The 16,158-nt window shown below is 60.2% G+C and carries 17 protein-coding genes; 2 read left to right on the top strand and 15 right to left on the bottom strand.

Annotation, left to right across the window (positions count from 1 at the left end; translation table 11 throughout):
- Positions 1-879 (top strand): beta-ketoacyl-ACP synthase (locus tag D8U18_RS23270; protein WP_131108547.1); only part of this gene is annotated, 879 nt, incomplete at its 5' end.
- 142 nt (positions 880-1,021) lie between these two features.
- On the opposite strand, the gene D8U18_RS23275 is transcribed toward D8U18_RS23270, so the two are convergent.
- Positions 1,022-1,924 (bottom strand): LysR family transcriptional regulator, encoded by a 903-nt coding sequence (locus D8U18_RS23275; RefSeq protein WP_056852282.1) that lies wholly within the window; start codon positions 1,922-1,924, stop codon positions 1,022-1,024.
- Positions 1,925-2,043: 119 nt separating this feature from the next.
- Here D8U18_RS23275 and D8U18_RS23280 point away from each other — a divergent pair, with 119 nt between their 5' ends.
- Positions 2,044-3,321: an MFS transporter gene (locus D8U18_RS23280; protein ID WP_131108549.1), complete on the top strand. Its 1,278-nt coding sequence runs from the start codon at positions 2,044-2,046 to the stop codon at positions 3,319-3,321.
- On the opposite strand, the gene gspM is transcribed toward D8U18_RS23280, so the two are convergent.
- The 14 genes from gspM to hemE form a co-directional block, all read right to left on the bottom strand.
- Positions 3,314-3,742 carry a type II secretion system protein GspM gene (gene gspM, locus D8U18_RS23285; RefSeq protein WP_131108561.1) on the bottom strand — a complete coding sequence of 143 codons (429 nt, stop codon included), beginning with the start codon at positions 3,740-3,742 and terminating at the stop codon, positions 3,314-3,316. The genes D8U18_RS23280 and gspM overlap by 8 nt on opposite strands.
- Before the next feature lie 20 nt (positions 3,743-3,762).
- Positions 3,763-4,872, bottom strand: a complete 1,110-nt coding sequence (gene gspL, locus D8U18_RS23290) for a type II secretion system protein GspL (protein ID WP_131108551.1) — start codon at positions 4,870-4,872, stop codon at positions 3,763-3,765.
- A complete protein-coding gene (locus D8U18_RS23295) occupies positions 4,869-5,699 on the bottom strand; it encodes a type II secretion system protein GspK (protein ID WP_130903913.1) in 831 nt (276 codons plus the stop codon). Before D8U18_RS23295 ends, gspL begins: the two co-directional genes overlap by 4 nt.
- A complete protein-coding gene (locus tag D8U18_RS23300; protein ID WP_130907001.1) occupies positions 5,696-6,229 on the bottom strand; it encodes a type II secretion system protein GspJ in 534 nt (177 codons plus the stop codon). Before D8U18_RS23300 ends, D8U18_RS23295 begins: the two co-directional genes overlap by 4 nt.
- Positions 6,222-6,605 (bottom strand): type II secretion system minor pseudopilin GspI, encoded by a 384-nt coding sequence (gene gspI, locus D8U18_RS23305; protein WP_056852277.1) that lies wholly within the window; start codon positions 6,603-6,605, stop codon positions 6,222-6,224. Before gspI ends, D8U18_RS23300 begins: the two co-directional genes overlap by 8 nt.
- The gene (gene gspH, locus D8U18_RS23310) at positions 6,598-7,065 is read right to left on the bottom strand and encodes a type II secretion system minor pseudopilin GspH (RefSeq protein WP_056852276.1); all 468 of its coding nucleotides are present in this window, start codon (positions 7,063-7,065) and stop codon (positions 6,598-6,600) included. The genes gspI and gspH overlap by 8 nt, the downstream gene beginning before the upstream one ends.
- Before the next feature lie 3 nt (positions 7,066-7,068).
- The gene (gene gspG / locus D8U18_RS23315) at positions 7,069-7,518 is read right to left on the bottom strand and encodes a type II secretion system major pseudopilin GspG (protein ID WP_131108553.1); all 450 of its coding nucleotides are present in this window, start codon (positions 7,516-7,518) and stop codon (positions 7,069-7,071) included.
- Between the two features lie 3 nt (positions 7,519-7,521).
- Entirely contained in the window at positions 7,522-8,730 is a 1,209-nt protein-coding gene (gene gspF, locus D8U18_RS23320) for a type II secretion system inner membrane protein GspF (RefSeq protein WP_131108555.1), read from the bottom strand.
- Between the two features lie 3 nt (positions 8,731-8,733).
- Positions 8,734-10,215, bottom strand: coding sequence for a type II secretion system ATPase GspE (gspE, locus tag D8U18_RS23325; protein WP_131108558.1), 1,482 nt, complete (start codon positions 10,213-10,215; stop codon positions 8,734-8,736).
- Entirely contained in the window at positions 10,212-12,140 is a 1,929-nt protein-coding gene (gene gspD, locus D8U18_RS23330) for a type II secretion system secretin GspD (protein ID WP_131108560.1), read from the bottom strand. The genes gspE and gspD overlap by 4 nt, the downstream gene beginning before the upstream one ends.
- A gap of 8 nt (positions 12,141-12,148) precedes the next feature.
- A complete protein-coding gene (locus tag D8U18_RS23335; protein WP_236708389.1) occupies positions 12,149-12,667 on the bottom strand; it encodes a type II secretion system protein N in 519 nt (172 codons plus the stop codon).
- Positions 12,668-12,674: 7 nt separating this feature from the next.
- Positions 12,675-13,241 carry a cytochrome b/b6 domain-containing protein gene (locus D8U18_RS23340; protein WP_347237911.1) on the bottom strand — a complete coding sequence of 189 codons (567 nt, stop codon included), beginning with the start codon at positions 13,239-13,241 and terminating at the stop codon, positions 12,675-12,677.
- A gap of 49 nt (positions 13,242-13,290) precedes the next feature.
- A complete protein-coding gene (gene gbpA / locus D8U18_RS23345; protein WP_130903906.1) occupies positions 13,291-14,757 on the bottom strand; it encodes an N-acetylglucosamine-binding protein GbpA in 1,467 nt (488 codons plus the stop codon).
- Positions 14,758-15,050: 293 nt separating this feature from the next.
- Positions 15,051-16,118 carry a uroporphyrinogen decarboxylase gene (gene hemE, locus D8U18_RS23350; RefSeq protein ID WP_056852270.1) on the bottom strand — a complete coding sequence of 356 codons (1,068 nt, stop codon included), beginning with the start codon at positions 16,116-16,118 and terminating at the stop codon, positions 15,051-15,053.
- Between the last annotated feature and the right edge of the window lie 40 nt (positions 16,119-16,158).

Below are 16,158 nucleotides of genomic sequence, written 5' to 3' on the forward strand. Positions count from 1 at the left end.
GCGTTCGGCAACATGCTGCTCAATTCGGTGGCCGAGGGCCTGAACGCCAACTCGTATGTGCGGATGATGCCGCACACCACGGCGGCCAATATCAGCATTTTCTTCGGCCTCACCGGCCGACTGATCCCGACGTCAAGCGCCTGCACCAGCGGCAGCCAGGGCATCGGCTATGCCTACGAGGCCATCAAGTTCGGCCGCTTGCCGCTGATGCTCGCCGGCGGCGCCGAAGAGCTGTGCCCGACCGAAGCCATGGTTTTCGACGCGCTCTACGCCACCAGCCTGAAGAACGACACCCCGCAGTTGTCGCCACGTCCTTATGACAGCGGCCGTGACGGCCTGGTGATCGGTGAAGGGGGTGGCATGCTGGTGCTCGAAGAGCTGGAGCACGCCCTCGCGCGCGGCGCACGCATCCATGCCGAAATCGTCGGTTTCGGCAGCAACGCCGACGGCCAGCACACCACCCGTCCCGAACAAGTCACCATGCGTCGGGCGATGGAATTGGCACTGGAAGACGCGGGGCTGCAACCGTCGGATATCGGTTACGTCAACGGCCACGGCACTGCCACCGAACAGGGCGACATCGCCGAAACCCAGGCCACCAGCAGCCTGTTTGGCGAACACATGCCCATCAGCTCGCAAAAGAGCTTCCTCGGCCACACCCTCGGCGCCTGCGGTGCGCTGGAGTCCTGGTTCAGCATCGAAATGATGAACCGCGACCTCTACGCCCATACCCTCAACCTCGACGACGTCGACCCGCATTGCGGCAAGCTGGACTACTTGCGCGGCGAGTTCCGGCAGATGAGCAACCGTTACGTGATGAACAACAATTTTGCGTTTGGCGGGGTGAATACTTCGCTGATTTTCAAGCGCTGGGCGTAACGCGGCAAACTACCGAACGACTTTGAATTTTCGGTGTACTTGCGGACGCTTTCGCGGGCAAGCCCGCTTGTGTCGTCCGCAGAAGCGAGGCTCACATCGAACCCCGTGGGAGCAGGCTTGCCCGCGATTGACGGCGCAGCCGTCATGTTTTCAACGGCTCGACCTTGCGCGTCAACAGCTCCACGAATGCCTTGGCCATCGCTGACTTCTGATCCTTGCGTTGCACCAGCCACACCGCCGACACCGCCGCCGGATCAAGCAATGGCCGATAAACCACGCCATCAATCCGCATTCGCTGATAGGACGCCGGCAGCACCGACACGCCGAGCCCCGCAGCGACCAGGCCAATGATGGTCATTGCTTCGCCTGCTTCCTGGGCAAAGTGCGGACTGAAACCGGCGTCTCGGGCCAGGCTGAGCAACTGTGCATAGAGCCCGCTGCCATAGCTGCGCGGGAAAAACACGAACGGTTCGAGGGCCAGCGCAGACAGGAACAATCCTTCCTCACTGTCATTGACCAGCGGATGCTTGGAGCTGAGTACCGCCACCAGCGGTTCACGCATCAACTCGACGACGCTCAGGCAATCCGGCAGTCCGAGCGGTCGCATGATCCCGACTTCGATCGACTCATCCACCAAGGCATCGGCCACTTGGGTACTGCTCATTTCCCGCAGGTTCAAATGCACCGCGGGGAAACGCTGACGAAACGAAAAAATCGCTTGGGGAATCGTCGAGTTGAACGGTGCCGACGAGGTAAAGCCGATTTTCAGTTCGCCCAGTTCACCCAGCTGCGCCCGGCGCGCCACATCTGCCGCCTTGTCGACCTGCGCCAGTACCAGTCGCGCCTCTTCGAGGAACAATCGACCGGCTTCGCTGAGCTCGACCCGACGATTGGTCCGCTCGAACAAGCGTGCACCGACTTCCTGCTCCAGCGCCTGAATCTGCTGACTCAAGGGTGGCTGGGATATGCCCAGCACCTGTGCGGCGCGGCCGAAATGCAGTTCTTCGGCAACGGCGATGAAGTAGCGCAGGTGACGCAATTCCATGAAAACCTCATTAGGTCGTTAAAGCTATCAAACAGGTCGAACAATATATTGGATTGAATCATTAGCCAGCTATATGCTTTTTTCATTGCCTGACCGGCTGCGCTGCTCCGAGGTTCAACGTGAAAACTGCTGTCGCCCCACTCGCCCATGAAGTTCCACCCGCTGCACAGGACGATGTCGTCACTGAGCGGGTGGAGATCTACATCGAAAAAGGCACGCCGGCGTTCATGCGCACGGTATTGGCACTGTTCTGTGGCGGCTTTGCCACTTTCGCCCTGCTCTATTGCGTGCAGCCGATGATGCCGCTGTTGTCCAGCGAATACTCCATCAACGCGGCGCAGAGCAGCCTGATTCTGTCGATCGCTACGGGCATGCTTGCCATCGGCCTGCTGATCACCGGTCCCGTCTCCGACCGTATCGGACGCAAGCCGGTAATGGTTGCGGCGCTGTTTGCCGCCGCCCTGTGCACCATGGCCAGCGCAATGATGCCGAGCTGGCACGGCGTGTTGGTCATGCGTGCGCTGATCGGGCTGTCATTGAGCGGCTTGGCGGCGGTCGCGATGACCTATTTGAGCGAAGAGATTCACCCACAACAAATCGGTCTGGCCATGGGTCTGTACATCGCCGGCAACGCCATCGGCGGGATGAGCGGTCGGCTGATTACCGGGGTGTTGATCGACTTCGTCAGCTGGCACACGGCAATGCTGGTGATCGGTGGCCTGGCGCTGATTGCCGCGGCAGTGTTCTGGAAAATCCTCCCTGAATCACGCAATTTCCGCGCCCGCTCATTGCATCCGCGCAGCCTGCTGGACGGTTTCACCATGCACTTTCGCGACGCCGGCCTGCCGTTGCTGTTTCTCGAAGCGTTCGTGCTGATGGGCGCGTTCGTCACGCTGTTCAACTACATCGGCTATCGCTTGCTGGCCGAGCCGTATCACATGGAACAAGCCTTCGTCGGCCTGCTCTCGGTGGTGTACCTGTCGGGTATCTACAGTTCGGCGAAAATCGGCTCGCTGGCTGACAAGCTCGGACGGCGCAAAGTGCTTTGGAGCACCATCGTGCTGATGCTCGGCGGCCTGGCCCTGACGATGTTTACCCCGCTGCCGCTGGTGATTATCGGCATGCTGATTTTCACCTTCGGCTTCTTCGGCGCCCACTCGGTCGCCAGCAGTTGGATCGGCCGCCGTGCCACCCGGGCCAAAGGACAGGCGTCGTCGCTGTATCTGTTCAGCTACTACGCTGGATCGAGCATTGCCGGCACGGCGGGCGGGGTGTTCTGGCACCTGGGCGGCTGGAACGGCATCGGCCTGTTCATCGGCTCGCTGCTGGTGATTGCACTGCTGGTGGCGCTGAAACTGGCGAAGTTGCCGCCGTTGCCCGCAAGCGCTGCTATCTGAGCACCACCCGCGCCTCCAGCAATCCATCGCGCGCCTCCAGTGTCAGCGATTGCAGTGTGGAGCCGTCGCGTTCGAGGCGGTCCAGCCATGGCAACAGCGCCATGGCGTCGCCGCTGAGGGCCAGGCGTAATTGATCGTTGTCGCTGTCCATCTGATGCAATTCAAGGCCTGCCGCCGTAGCGCTGTCGCTGATGCGCCGTGACAGCGGCTGGTTGGCGGATTGCGCCACGCCAAGGGGTTGTGCCTGCTGCAATTGCGCCGCGAGTATCCATTGTTGTTGATAGCGGCGTTCGGCTGTTGCGAGTCGTTGTTGGGTTGGCTGCCAAATCAGCAGGTATGCCGGAACGCCCACCACTAAAACACCCAGTGCCAACAGCAGTCTTCGTTCGCGCAAAGAAAGCCGCTGAAACTTTGCAGCGATTGTGCTCAATCCGCTCAATCTCATGCGCCTTGCTCCACGGTCAGAGTCGCCTGCACCCGGTTGTTGTGCTCCTTGTTTGCGCTGTCGAGCCGAACCGGCAGACCTTGCTGCCGACCCCGCTCGCGCAGCAGCTCCAGTTCGGCAAAGTTGCTGGCCGTCAGCTGGATTCGCCAGCCATCGCCCTCGCGAAATTCGATGCGCCGGACTTCGACATCGCTGGCACCGATCACTTGCTCGACCAGTCTGACCAATCCTGCAATCCGCCCGCCTTGCGCCTGTGCGCCTTGGCTTTGCAGGTTTTTGAGTTGTGCCGCGAGGTCGACGATGCGGGTCTGCTCGGGGTACAACGTCTTGAACTGTTGCTCACTGCGGCTGTAGAGCTGACGACTTTGATTGTCGAGAAAACGGACACGCGTTTCACTCGCGCCCCAGTTCAGCAGTGCAAGCAGCAGCATCGCGATTACGCCGAGGCGCCAAGGCAGGCGGATACCCCGTGGGGCGAAATCGCCCTGCAACAAATTGATCGCCTGGCCCTGTTCCCGCATCAACCATTGATCACACTCGATGTTTGCCTGGCGCTCATCGCGCCATTGGATGTCCGAGGGCAAATGAGGCCTCATCAACGCCAATCCGTCATCGGTCAGTGTCAGGCGAGCGGGCAGCCCCCCACCCAGCAACCAGCGGCCGAACCACCAGATGCCGAGCGCTTGATCCCGAGGCAATACGTCGGCGTCGATACACACCGAGCGCACGTCAATTCCCGCCTCTCTCAGCAGCGCAAGTACAGCGGCAAATTGCTCCCGGTCAATCAACATCAGCGGATAACGCCCCAGTGGGTCACGCACGCCAATGCTCAGGTGCAGATGCTCCAGTGCTTCGCTTAATTGCTCTTCAATGGCGAAAGCGAGGGTTTGTGCATCGGGAGCGCGTCGGGACGGCCAGGGTTCACTGCACAGCCAACTGCACAATTCCATGGGAAGCAATAGATCTACGGGTTGGCCTTTCAGTGTCTGTGCTGCGTCGCTCAGGGTCATGGGTTGTCGTTGACCGGTTGCAGACCACCTGCAGCAGGGCCACTGCGCCGAAGGTACAGCCAGGCCTTGCGGGGTCAGGTAGAGCCAGTTTTTCATTGCGCTATCTCGTTGCTGTTCGACGGCAGTAACCGCCGTTGCAGAATGTTCAATTGGCGCGTCTTGGGGTCGCGTTCGACATCGGTGGTCAAGCGCAGACGGCTCTGCCCGTGGGTGACGTGGACGGTGATTCGATACCAGCGGCTGTCGATGCCCAGGCCGTGGCTGCTCAAGCCTTTGCCTGACAACAGCGGGTCCTGGGTGAAGGCCTGAACGCTCGACCAGGGCGTCGTCGAGCGCTGGCGCAGCAATGCATCCGCTGCGGCCGCTTCGACACCGTCCAGTGTGCGCAGAAGCAGCGCCGGGGCCGTGTTGATGTTCAGCGAAGCGCCCACGGGCAACAACGCGACCCAAGGTTCCAGTCGACGCAGATGTTCACCGTCGATATCGGGCAATAGGCGCAACTGACTCAGATCTCGCAAGGCACCGACTTGCTCCAGGTGCAGCTCGGGCAGCTCCAGCAGCGCCAACAAGCGCGCCCAACGCTTGAGCGTGACCTGATCAACCTGCCCCTGAATCAACAGGGCATTAAGATTGAAGCGTCCGGCCAGATCCTCGATGGCAAAGCTGATCTGCGCGTCCTCCATGACGAAAGCCGGGATCTGATCAGGTAGACGGTCGCTGTCTTTGTGCTGTGCCATCAACAATGACAGCGCCAAGGTTTCTCCGGCCATGCCGAGCTGACGCAAATGCAGTTGATGCAGTTGTTGCCCGGTGCTTTGCAGCAACAGTCGATGGCTGCGCAGCACGCCACCGATGATCACCAGTGCCAGGCTCATGACCAGCAACACGCTGATCAGCGCCACACCGCGTTGGCGTGTCCTCACAACAGTGCACCCGGCAACAACATCACTCGACGGATCGCCTGGTATCGTCCCGTCGATACCTGCATTTCCAGGGCCAGCGGTGCCTCTGCGGTAAGCCAGTCGCCGCGCCAGCCGGTGCGAGCGTCGAACAGACGCCAACGCAAGTCGCGGACATCATCGAGCAGCTTTTGCCGCTGCACCACCGACGAGCCTTCTGCCCGGCTCTCTCGCCACAACGCGCCATTGTCGAGACGGTAAGTCAGCGCTTGCCGCTCGCTGCGCGGCAGGTCCAGCGGGTTGCGCCAATTGCCGCGCTGCCATTGCAGTTGCGTCTGTTGCAATACGACTGGCTGTTGCGTGATGTGCAGCACGTCACGCTCAATCACAGCGATGGCGCGCTGCAAACTACGCAACTCACGCTCGTGGGCAGTACTGCCCTGCTGCACCCGTACCACGCCATCGAACAGCGTCCAGCTGGCCAGCCCCAACACGGCGAAGATCGCCATGGCGATCACCAGTTCCAACAGGGTGAACCCGATCTGCTTATTCATCACGATCAGCGATCCAGGCAGTGACTTGATGCAGGGGCCGGTCACGATCGGCCAGGCTGACTTCAATGTCGACTGTGAGCAGGCGCGGCTCCGAGCTGTCACCAACACGCTGGCGCAGCAGCCAGTCGCGACTGGCCATGTGCACCGTGTGCTGCGACTGCCCATTGGCTGGAGCGGATTGCAGACGCAGTTCATTGAGTTGATTGTCCGCCACCCACGCCGCCAACAGCCGTTGTTCGACGACAGCCGATTGCTTGACCACGTATTGGCTCGCAGACAGCACAGCAGTCGCCAGGGTCGCAAAAACCGCCAGCGCCACCATGATCTCCAGCAGAGTGAAGCCGTCCATGCGTGAAGCGAGACAAGGCTTAACCATCAATCACCACCTCACCAATGCCATCGCTGGAAAGGCTCGACCAGATCCGGTCCCTGGCCTCGAACGTCAATGTGAACGTGCTGGTTTCATCACTGCTCAGCATCAGTAGTTGAGGCGGGCCTTCGTCAGCGCCCAGGCTGACGGAATAACCATCCTGCTTCAGGCGCAACCGCAGATGATCGGGCCATCGATAAACAGCGGTCAGCGCTTCCCAACCCCGCACCTCGAGCCGCATCGCCCGGTATCCTTCGGCACTCAAGCGCACGCCGTATTCCTGCCCGTCGATGACCGCTCTTTCGCGCAATTGCCGAATGACCCCGGCGAGGGCGTCCGCTTCGCGTCGAGCCTGTTGCGCGGGGTTCATGCCGGTGGCGAAACTGACCATGCCCGCCAGCACGCCGATCAATACGATCACGATCATCAATTCCAGCAAGGTAAATCCTCGACAACGACGCGGCATCAATCAACCGCCCCAGTTGCCGATGTCGGCCGCATGCCCTTCACCGCCCACCACGCCATCGGCACCAAGGGAGTACAAATCGTAAGTGCCGTCGACCGATTGCACACCGGGATTGAGGTACTGATAGGGTGTATTCCACGGATCCACCGGCACAGATTTCAAGTAGCCATTGGGGTTCCAGTTGCGCGCTGCAGGCAGGCCGGACGGGCGTCTGCTCAAGGCTTCAAGCCCCTGTTGCGTCGAGGGATAGTTGAAATTGTCGAGGCGATACATCTCCAGGGCAGTGGCGATGGCCTGGATGTCGACTTTGGCGGCGGTGACTTTGGCCTGATCGGGACGGCTCATGAACTGCGGTACCACAATGGCCCCCAGAATGCCGATGATGACCACCACCACCATGATTTCGATGAGGGTAAAACCGCGTTGCAAAGGACTGCGACGTAAAGCGTTCATGGATCAATTCACCAATTGGTTGAGGCTGAGTATCGGAAGCAGAATCGCCAGCACGATCAGCAGCACCACGCCGCCCATCAGCACCAGCATCGCGGGCTCGAATAGACTCACCACCAGCGCGATCCGCGCGGCGAGGCTGCTTTCCTGTTGTTCGGCGGCGCGGCTGAGCATGCGGTCGAGTTCGCCGGCCCGTTCGCCACTGGCGATCATGTGCAGCATCATCGGCGGGATATCGCCGCTGATTTCCAGGCCACGGGTCAGGGTGCCGCCTTCGCGGACCGCACGGGCGACATCGGCCATGCGCGCGCGAATGCTCAGGTTGCCGATCACAGCGGCGGCGATTTCCAGTGCGTCGACCAGGGGAACCGCGCTTTTACCGAGAATTGCCAGGGTGCTGGCGAACCGTGCGGCTTCCATTTCCCGCAGCAATTGACCGGCGATCGGCAGATTCAAGACCAACCGATGCCAACGCATCCGCCAGAGCGGCTGACGCAGACTCCAGCGCCAAAGGCCGCCCACCATCGCCAGCGCGCCAAACAGCCACAGGCCATGGCTGCGCAGCCCGTTACTGACACTGATCAAGGCCCGGGTCAGCCAGGGTAAGGGTTGCCCGCTGTCGACGAAGATTTTCACCACGTCCGGCACCACGTAACCCAGCAGAAAGCCGACGATGACAACGCTGGCGAGCATCAGGATCAACGGGTACACCAGGGCCATCTGAATTTTTTGTCGCGACGCCTGGCGGGCCTGGGTGTACGCCGCCAGTTGCTCCAGCACATGCCCCAAATGGCCCGAACGTTCACCGGCCGCCACGGTGGCGCGGAACAATTCAGGGAATGCCTTGGGAAATTGCGCCAGCGCCGCGGCCAGTGCATGGCCCTCCATCACCCGGCTTCTGACGGCTGACAGCAGCCCGGCAATCCGACGTCTGGCACTTTGTTTCGCAACGGCCTCGAGGGCTTCTTCCAGAGGCAAACCCGCCTGAACCAATGTCGACAACTGCAATGTCAGCAGTGCCAGATCGGCGGCACTCAGCCGCCCAGCGCCCGGTGTGGAATTCATGCCGCCAGCAGTCCGGATCTCACTCACGTCGCGGGGCCACAGCCCGCGCGCACGTAACAGTTGCCGGGCGTGGCGAGGGCTATCGGCCTCCAGCCGCCCTTTGCAGCGACGGCCCTGAGCATCATCTGCGCGGTAATCGAAGGTCGGCACGTCCTAGTCCTCCCGAGTCACGCGCAGCAACTCGTCGAGGCTGGTTTGGCCGTCGATCACCCGCTGTCGGCCATCCTGAAACAGGCTGCGCGCTCCCTTGCGAGCTTCGTCGGTCAATGCCTGCTCGCTGGCACCCTGATGAATCAGCGTCGAGATTGCCGGCGTCACGCTGATCAATTCATAGATGCCGATCCGCCCGCGATAACCGTGCTGACATTGTTCACAGCCCACGGCCCTGAACAGTTGCAACGTCGTCGCCCTGCCCAGCCCCAGTCGCTGGCAAGCCGCCGCATCAGCGCCGTACGGCGCCTTGCAATGCGGGCACAACGTTCGCAGCAACCGTTGGGCCAAAACCCCCACCAGTGACGAGGCCAACAGATAGGCATCCACCCCCATGTCCACCAGACGCGTCACGGCACCGACCGCGCTGTTGGTGTGCAACGTCGACAGCACCAGATGACCGGTCAGCGAAGCCTGCACGGCAATTTCCGCCGTTCCGCGGTCGCGGATTTCACCGACCATCACCACGTCCGGGTCCTGGCGCAGAATCGCCCGCAACCCCCGGGCGAAGGTCATGTCGACTTTCGGATTGACTGGCATCTGCCCGACGCCGGGCAGGTGGTATTCGATGGGATCCTCGACCGTCAGGATGTTGCGAGTCTGGTCGTTCAGGCTGCTCAACGCAGCGTACAGGCTGGTGGTTTTGCCCGAACCGGTAGGCCCGGTCACCAGCAAAATCCCGTGGGGTTTACTCAGCAATTGCTGCAACGCCAAGAGGATGTCATCCGGCATCCCCAGTCGCGACAACTCCAGGCGCCCGGCCTGTTTGTCGAGCAGGCGCAAGACTACCCGCTCACCGTGGGCTGAGGGCAACGTCGAAACCCGCACATCCACTTCATGCCCGGCCAGTCGCAGGGCTATTCGGCCATCCTGCGGCACCCGCTTTTCGGCAATATCCAGCCGCGCCATGACCTTGATCCGCGACACCAGCAGCGTCGCCAGTTCCCGCCGTGGCCGAAGCATTTCCCGCAGCTGCCCGTCGACGCGCATACGCACGCAAAGGTACTGCTCGAAGGTTTCCAGATGCACATCCGAGGCATGCTCGCGTACCGCTTCACTGAGCAACGCGTTGATCAGGCGGATGACCGGCGCATCACCCTGTTGTTCAAGCAGGTCGGCGGTTTGCGGTACCTGGTCCGCCAGACTCAGCAGGTCCAGTTCTTCGTCCAACCCTTGAGCGACTTGCTCGGCAGCGCTCTGGCCTTCGCGGTATGCCGTCGCCAGCCGAGTCGCAAATTCATCAGCAGGCAACAGCCGCATCGGAAGGTCCCGAGCACAGCGCCGACGGACTTCGGTCAGGGCGGTCAGCGGTGTATCACTGCGCAGCACAATGCTGGGCTCGCCTTCCTCCCACACCAACAGCACGCCGAAACGCCGGGCGAAACCAAAGGGCAACGACTCTGCACCCTCCATCGAGCGGCTCATGGCGCCGGTGGCGCCGACTGGCGCAGGTCGAACACCGGCGCATTGGAAACCGGCTCAAACAACTGACGCGCATCCGCTGGCAGCAGCAACGAGTTGTTTTCCCGCGCCCCTGGCTGACTCAAGTCCCGCAGTGCGTTGTAGCGTCGCTGGCTGACATCGCTGAGGTCTTCTGTACTGCGCACAATGGTCGGCCGCAAGAACACCATCAGATTGCTTTTGGTTTGCGTTTCCCGGGTCCAGCGAAACAACGCCCCCAGGTATGGAATATCGCGCAGTAGCGGCACTCCGCTTTTTTGCGTACGCACGCTGTCGCGGATCAGGCCGCCAATAACGATGATTTCACCGTCATCGGCCAGAATGGTGCTCTTGAGCGCGCGTTTGTTGGTGATCAAGTCTGAAGAGTCGATGCCTGAAACCGACGGTGCGATATCCGACACCTCTTGCTCGACCTCAAGGCGCAGGGTCGAGCCTTCGTTGATGTAGGGTTTGATCTTCAGGCTGATGCCGACGTCCTTGCGTTCGACCGTGGTGAACGGATTGTCCGCACCACTGCTGTTGGTGGCGTAGGAACCGGTTTTGAACGGTACGTTCTGGCCGACGATGATTTCCGCTTCCTGATTGTCCAGGGTCAACAGGCTCGGGGTGGACAACAGGTTGCTATGGGTATTGCTGGCCAGCGCTGAAATCAACGCGCCGAAACGATCACTGCCCAGGTGCAGCAGCGCGCCTTCCGGCGCCGATTTTTTCTCGTCGAACTTCAACCCGCCGACGATAGGAATGTCGGTGCCGGGAAAGTTGATGAAGCCTTTCGCGTCGCCAGTGTTCAAGCCCCACTGCACGCCAACGGCTTCGGCAATGTCGCCGGAAATCTCGACGATGGCAGCATGGATCAGCACCTGCGCTCGCGGCTGATCCAGCTGACGCACGATGCTTTCGATGGTCCGGACCTGTGCCGGCTCGGCAATCAGAACCAGCGCATTCTGGCTCTCGTCGGCCTTGATCATGAATGTCGTACTGGGCGCAATGTCCTTGCCTGCGCCAACGGCCGGAGCGACTTTTCGGCCCTGGCCCATGCTTTCCAGAATTTCCGCCAGCTGCCTGGCATCACTGTGACGCAGACGGATCACCCTGGCGTTGTCCGGGGTCTCGGTCGCCGGGATATCCAGACCACGAGCCAGCTCGGTCAAGCGTTGGCGAACCGCCGGCGGACCAATGAGGATCAGACGGTTGGTTCGCGTGTCAGCCAACACCTGAATCGAGGTATCGGCATTACGCTTGCCCAGTGACGATTCCATCACCGACACCACGTCGCTGACCTGAGCGTGGCGCAGCTGAACCACGGCGTGCATGCTGCTCTGCCCGGAATCCAGTTGTCGCACCACGTGGGCGATTCGTTGCGCATTGGCCGCCGTGTCGGTTATCACCAACGCATTGGCGGATACCGAAGGCCCGACGTAGCCATTGACCGAGACCAGGGGCCTGACCAGGCCTGCAATGTCGTTGGCGCTGCTGGTGTTCAATTCGATGACCTGAGTGACGAATTGCGACGCCGTGGTGTTTTTTGCCGAACCGGTGCCGGCACGGGTTTTTGCTTCGCTCACGGGCGTGATCAGGATCCGGTCGCCTTCATCGATGACCGTGAAGTTATGGGCATCGAGCACCGAGTAGAACAGGCGCCGAACACCCTCACGATCGAGGGCCTGACGGGACATCACCGTGACGCGCCCGGAGACCCTGGGATCGAGCACCACGGTAGTGCCGAGAATGCTGGAAATTTCCTCGACAATGTCCCGCAGCTCGGCGTTGTTCATCGCCAACTGCCATTTTTCTTCTGCTGCCTGAAGTCCCCAGGGGAAGGCCAGGCTCAACAACAACGCAAGCAAAAGCAGCGGGCGAAAACGACGTACGCCAAGGAAAAGCTTCATGACTGTGATCACTCTGACGGCCCGGATAACGGGTGTAGATAACGCGCGGGAACAGCGGAGTCGTGCAGGTCGTCCGGCGACTCGAGTTGACGCAGAAAACGCTCGGCGGGTGGTAGCAGTGCGAGTCGCTCTTCTCGCCCCTTGTTCCACAGCACCACTTGATTCGCCTCGACACGACGCAGCACGCTGCCACCCGGCAAGCGCTCGCCTACCTGATACATGCGCGAGCCTTGAGCATCGACCAGCAACGCTCTGGACGCACCGTTGCTGACGACAAAACTGGCCTGCAAGGTCAGTGGCTCGGCACTGGCCAGCAACGTTGTGCCTTTCATCAGCCCCATGACGGTTGCCACGGCAGTGGCATCCGAAGGCGCTTGGGAGGGTGCCGACGGCGCTGCCGCAAGAACCGGCAGAGGCATGGCCAGATGTTCACGAAAACGCCACTCTTGCCACAGCAGAAATACCGCGTAGCCAATGGGCACCATCAGCAGGCAAAAACGGCCCGCTACGTTCAATGAATGCTTCACTGGCGGATCACTCGAACCTTTCGTTAGAACGATTGCCGCACAATCGCAGAGACATCCGTCGCAATATCCGGTGCCCGCGTGCCTCGTGCACGATCACCGCGCCCACGTGCAGTGCAATCAGTGCCGCAAGCACCACACACGCCCACACATGCACCGTGGTGAACAGCGCGAGAAGGTCGGCGTCGTCCAGCGGCTGAGCAATCTGGAACAAGCCGAACACATCGATCGGGCGGTCCATCATCAGGACACCCGTGATCAAAACCAGACTTACGGTGAAATAAATCAACACGTGAGCAAGCAATACCAGCCGTTCCATGAGTGCTGAAGCCAGCACATTCATGTGCTGGAGATGCCAGGCAAAAATAAACAAACGCCAGAAGAAAACCGGAATGAACACTGTGGTCAATGAAACATTGATAAAAGCCACCCGGTGCTTGATCGGCGCCGGCACATCAATGCCGGCTGCATAGAAACCGGATGCCAAGGTCCAAACGATGACCATGGCCGATATCCAGTGCAGCAGCACACGTTGCCTGGAGTAACCCAAAACCGTCATTTTCAACTCGATGTTCAAAAAAACTTCAGGCGACCTTCACAGGCCACCTGAAGTCATGCGAAAGGATTTAGAGTTTGTTCCACGCCATGTGCCAATGCGCACCGACGCCAGGCTCAAAACCATTAGCGCTTGGGCTGAATTGCTTGCAATAACCCGACTCAGGGAAAGGTTTGCACTCAAAGACTTCGTTGGTCTTGGGTTGCAGCACTTTGGTCCCGGCGGTGTAGCCGCTGATGCCTTCCGGGAACACGAAGTCGTAGTCGACGCCTGCACCTTCACCGGACAGTTTCGTGGTCTGGGTATCCTGGCGAGTGGTCCGACCGTCGAGGGTTGTGCCGACCAGGGTCAGGGTATGAGCTCCAGGATTACTGCGAACATCAATCGCCAGCCAGGAAGCACCGCTGTCCACTTGAGCAGAAGTGGAGCCAACCGGCTTGTTGCTCGCGTCGAACAACGTCGCTTCGACGTTCATCTTGCGATTGGACATGATGCTGAAATCGACCTTGGCCAGGCCTTTGTCCAACACATACTCAGCTTGTTGCGAGGCTACCGAGAGACGAGCCGCGGTATCTTCCTCCATCTTCAATTGCACTTCGTAACGGGTCACGCCGCTTTCTTTCTGTGCGTATACGCTGTTGTTGCCTTTGACCGGTTCGATGTTGCCGCTTTCATCGCGAACGCCTGCGCGAACCAGTTTATGAGCCTTGTTGATAGCTTCTGCCAACTTGAACGACCAATTGGCGGGCGAGCCTTCATCGGCCGACTCGATGGCAATCTCGACACTGTATTCAGGGTTCTCGCCATTGGCGGAGAACGCACGTGCCTTGACCTTGTCCCCGACCAGCAACGCGGTCGAAGGCGAAATGCTGCCCACGGAAGCCCAGCCACCCGGCAGCTCGGGTTCTGCCAGGATGTTCACGTCTGCCACGTTGTAGAACGCGGCGTCGGTGTCGCCGACGGTCCAGATTGCCAAAAGGACGTGGTGACCGGATTTGTCAGCAGGGATGGTGCAGTTGTGTTTGTCACTGTTTGACGGCTTCTGATTGCCGCCGTCGATGGTGCAGAACGGCGTGCTTTCGAACGTGGCACGCTTGAGCGCTTCGTTCGGGTTCCAGCCGTTTCGGCTAATGAAATATTCGTGTTTGGTGGCTGGGTGAGCGGCCGTGTAGCGCCACTGGAAATCAATCGTGCGGTCCTTGATTTCCGTCAGTTGCCAACGGGTCGCTGATTGGGCGTCCAGGGCGGAGAAGCTCGAGTGACCGCCGCTTGCAATCTTGCCATCGACCGGCCCCTGCAAAGGCGCGCCACCGACACCAGCGGGAAAGCCCTTGAAGGTTTCACCGACACTTTGTGGCTCGTATTGCGCGCCGCCACAGTTGGTATTCACACCTTTCTGACAGGCCAGTGCACGCGACGGCGGTGTTTCCAGATAACCATGAGCAAAAGCACCTTGAGATGCCAACATTGCCGATAACAGGATCATTGAAGAAGTGCAGGCAGCAAACGCACTTCCCTTGTAAGAAGTATTTTTCATCAAATGAATTCCAGACTGCTTATCGAAATTTAAGGCGCACATTGCTGGCGCCACTGTTTGCGATGTTGCTCATCCTCTGGGATGAACAAGTGTCTGAAACCTTACTTGGATGAAGGCGTTTTCTATGTAGGGAAAGTCTCTTCTAGCCGCGGGAACAGTCTCTACGACTAATACTCTGACACGAGACGACATAGTTCTTACAAGCGGTGACCCAAAAGCAAACAGCAAAAGGTGGGCATGAAAAAGCCTGTCGGGCGCCAGGCCGGACAGGCTGTCAATTACCGCTAAAACAGTTACTCGTGATACTGCGCCGACAACTCATGCACCGCGCGCAAGAACGCGCCGGCATGTTCCGGGTCGACTTCCGGCGTGATGCCGTGACCCAGGTTGAACACGTGGCCACTGCCCTTGCCGTAGCTGGCGAGGATGCGGCCCACTTCATTGCGAATCGCTTCTGGCTTGGCGTAAAGCACGGTCGGGTCCATGTTGCCTTGCAGCGCGACCTTGTCACCGACACGGGCACGGGCGTTACCGATATCGCAGGTCCAGTCCAGGCCCAGTGCATCGGCGCCCGCCTCGGCGATGCTTTCCAGCCACAGACCGCCGTTCTTGGTGAACAGGATCACTGGCACCTTGCGCCCTTCGTGCTCTCGAATCAAACCGCTGACGATTTTCTTCATGTAGGCCAGCGAGAACTCCTGGTACGCCGCTGCCGACAGGTTGCCGCCCCACGTGTCGAAAATCTGCACCGCTTGCGCACCCGCCATGATCTGGCCGTTGAGATAGCTGGTGACCGACTGTGCGAGCTTGTCCAGCAGCAGGTGCATGGCTTGCGGGTTGTCGTAGAGCATCGCTTTGGTCTTGCGGAAGTCTTTCGACGAGCCGCCTTCGACCATATAGGTGGCGAGGGTCCATGGGCTGCCGGAGAAACCGATCAGCGGAACGCGCCCGTTCAGTTCCCGGCGAATGGTGCTGACCGCATCCATCACGTAGCCCAGGTCTTTGTGTGGATCGGGGATCGGAAGGGCTTCGATGTCGGCCAGGGTGCTGACGACTTTCTTGAAGCGCGGACCTTCGCCGGTTTCGAAGTACAGGCCCTGGCCCATGGCATCAGGGATGGTCAGGATGTCGGAAAACAGGATGGCCGCGTCCAGTTGTGGATAGCGGTCCAGCGGCTGCATCGTGACTTCGCAAGCGAACGCCGGGTTCATGCACAGGCTCATGAAATCGCCGGCCTTGGCACGGCTGGCGCGGTATTCAGGCAGATAGCGACCAGCCTGACGCATCATCCACACAGGGGTGACGTCAACAGGTTGCTTGAGCAGGGCGCGCAGGAAACGGTCGTTCTTCAGGGCAGTCATGTCGGCATCCGGAAAAAAAGTGCGGGCATTTTCTCAGAGC

This window comes from Pseudomonas sp. Sample_10, assembly GCF_004321495.1.
Lineage (GTDB): Bacteria > Pseudomonadota > Gammaproteobacteria > Pseudomonadales > Pseudomonadaceae > Aquipseudomonas.

Excerpts from the sequence above, each read along its gene's own strand:
- gspE (WP_131108558.1), bottom strand. The coding sequence starts at position 10,215 with ATGAGCCGCTCGATGGAGGGTGCAGAGTCGTTGCCCTTTGGTTTCGCC.
- gspI (WP_056852277.1), bottom strand. The coding sequence starts at position 6,605 with ATGGTTAAGCCTTGTCTCGCTTCACGCATGGACGGCTTCACTCTGCTG.
- D8U18_RS23275 (WP_056852282.1), bottom strand. The coding sequence starts at position 1,924 with ATGGAATTGCGTCACCTGCGCTACTTCATCGCCGTTGCCGAAGAACTG.
- D8U18_RS23300 (WP_130907001.1), bottom strand. The coding sequence starts at position 6,229 with ATGAATAAGCAGATCGGGTTCACCCTGTTGGAACTGGTGATCGCCATG.
- hemE (WP_056852270.1), bottom strand. The coding sequence starts at position 16,118 with ATGACTGCCCTGAAGAACGACCGTTTCCTGCGCGCCCTGCTCAAGCAA.
- gbpA (WP_130903906.1), bottom strand. The coding sequence starts at position 14,757 with ATGAAAAATACTTCTTACAAGGGAAGTGCGTTTGCTGCCTGCACTTCT.
- gspD (WP_131108560.1), bottom strand. The coding sequence starts at position 12,140 with ATGAAGCTTTTCCTTGGCGTACGTCGTTTTCGCCCGCTGCTTTTGCTT.
- gspL (WP_131108551.1), bottom strand. The coding sequence starts at position 4,872 with ATGAAAAACTGGCTCTACCTGACCCCGCAAGGCCTGGCTGTACCTTCG.
- gspH (WP_056852276.1), bottom strand. The coding sequence starts at position 7,065 with ATGCCGCGTCGTTGTCGAGGATTTACCTTGCTGGAATTGATGATCGTG.
- gspG (WP_131108553.1), bottom strand. The coding sequence starts at position 7,518 with ATGAACGCTTTACGTCGCAGTCCTTTGCAACGCGGTTTTACCCTCATC.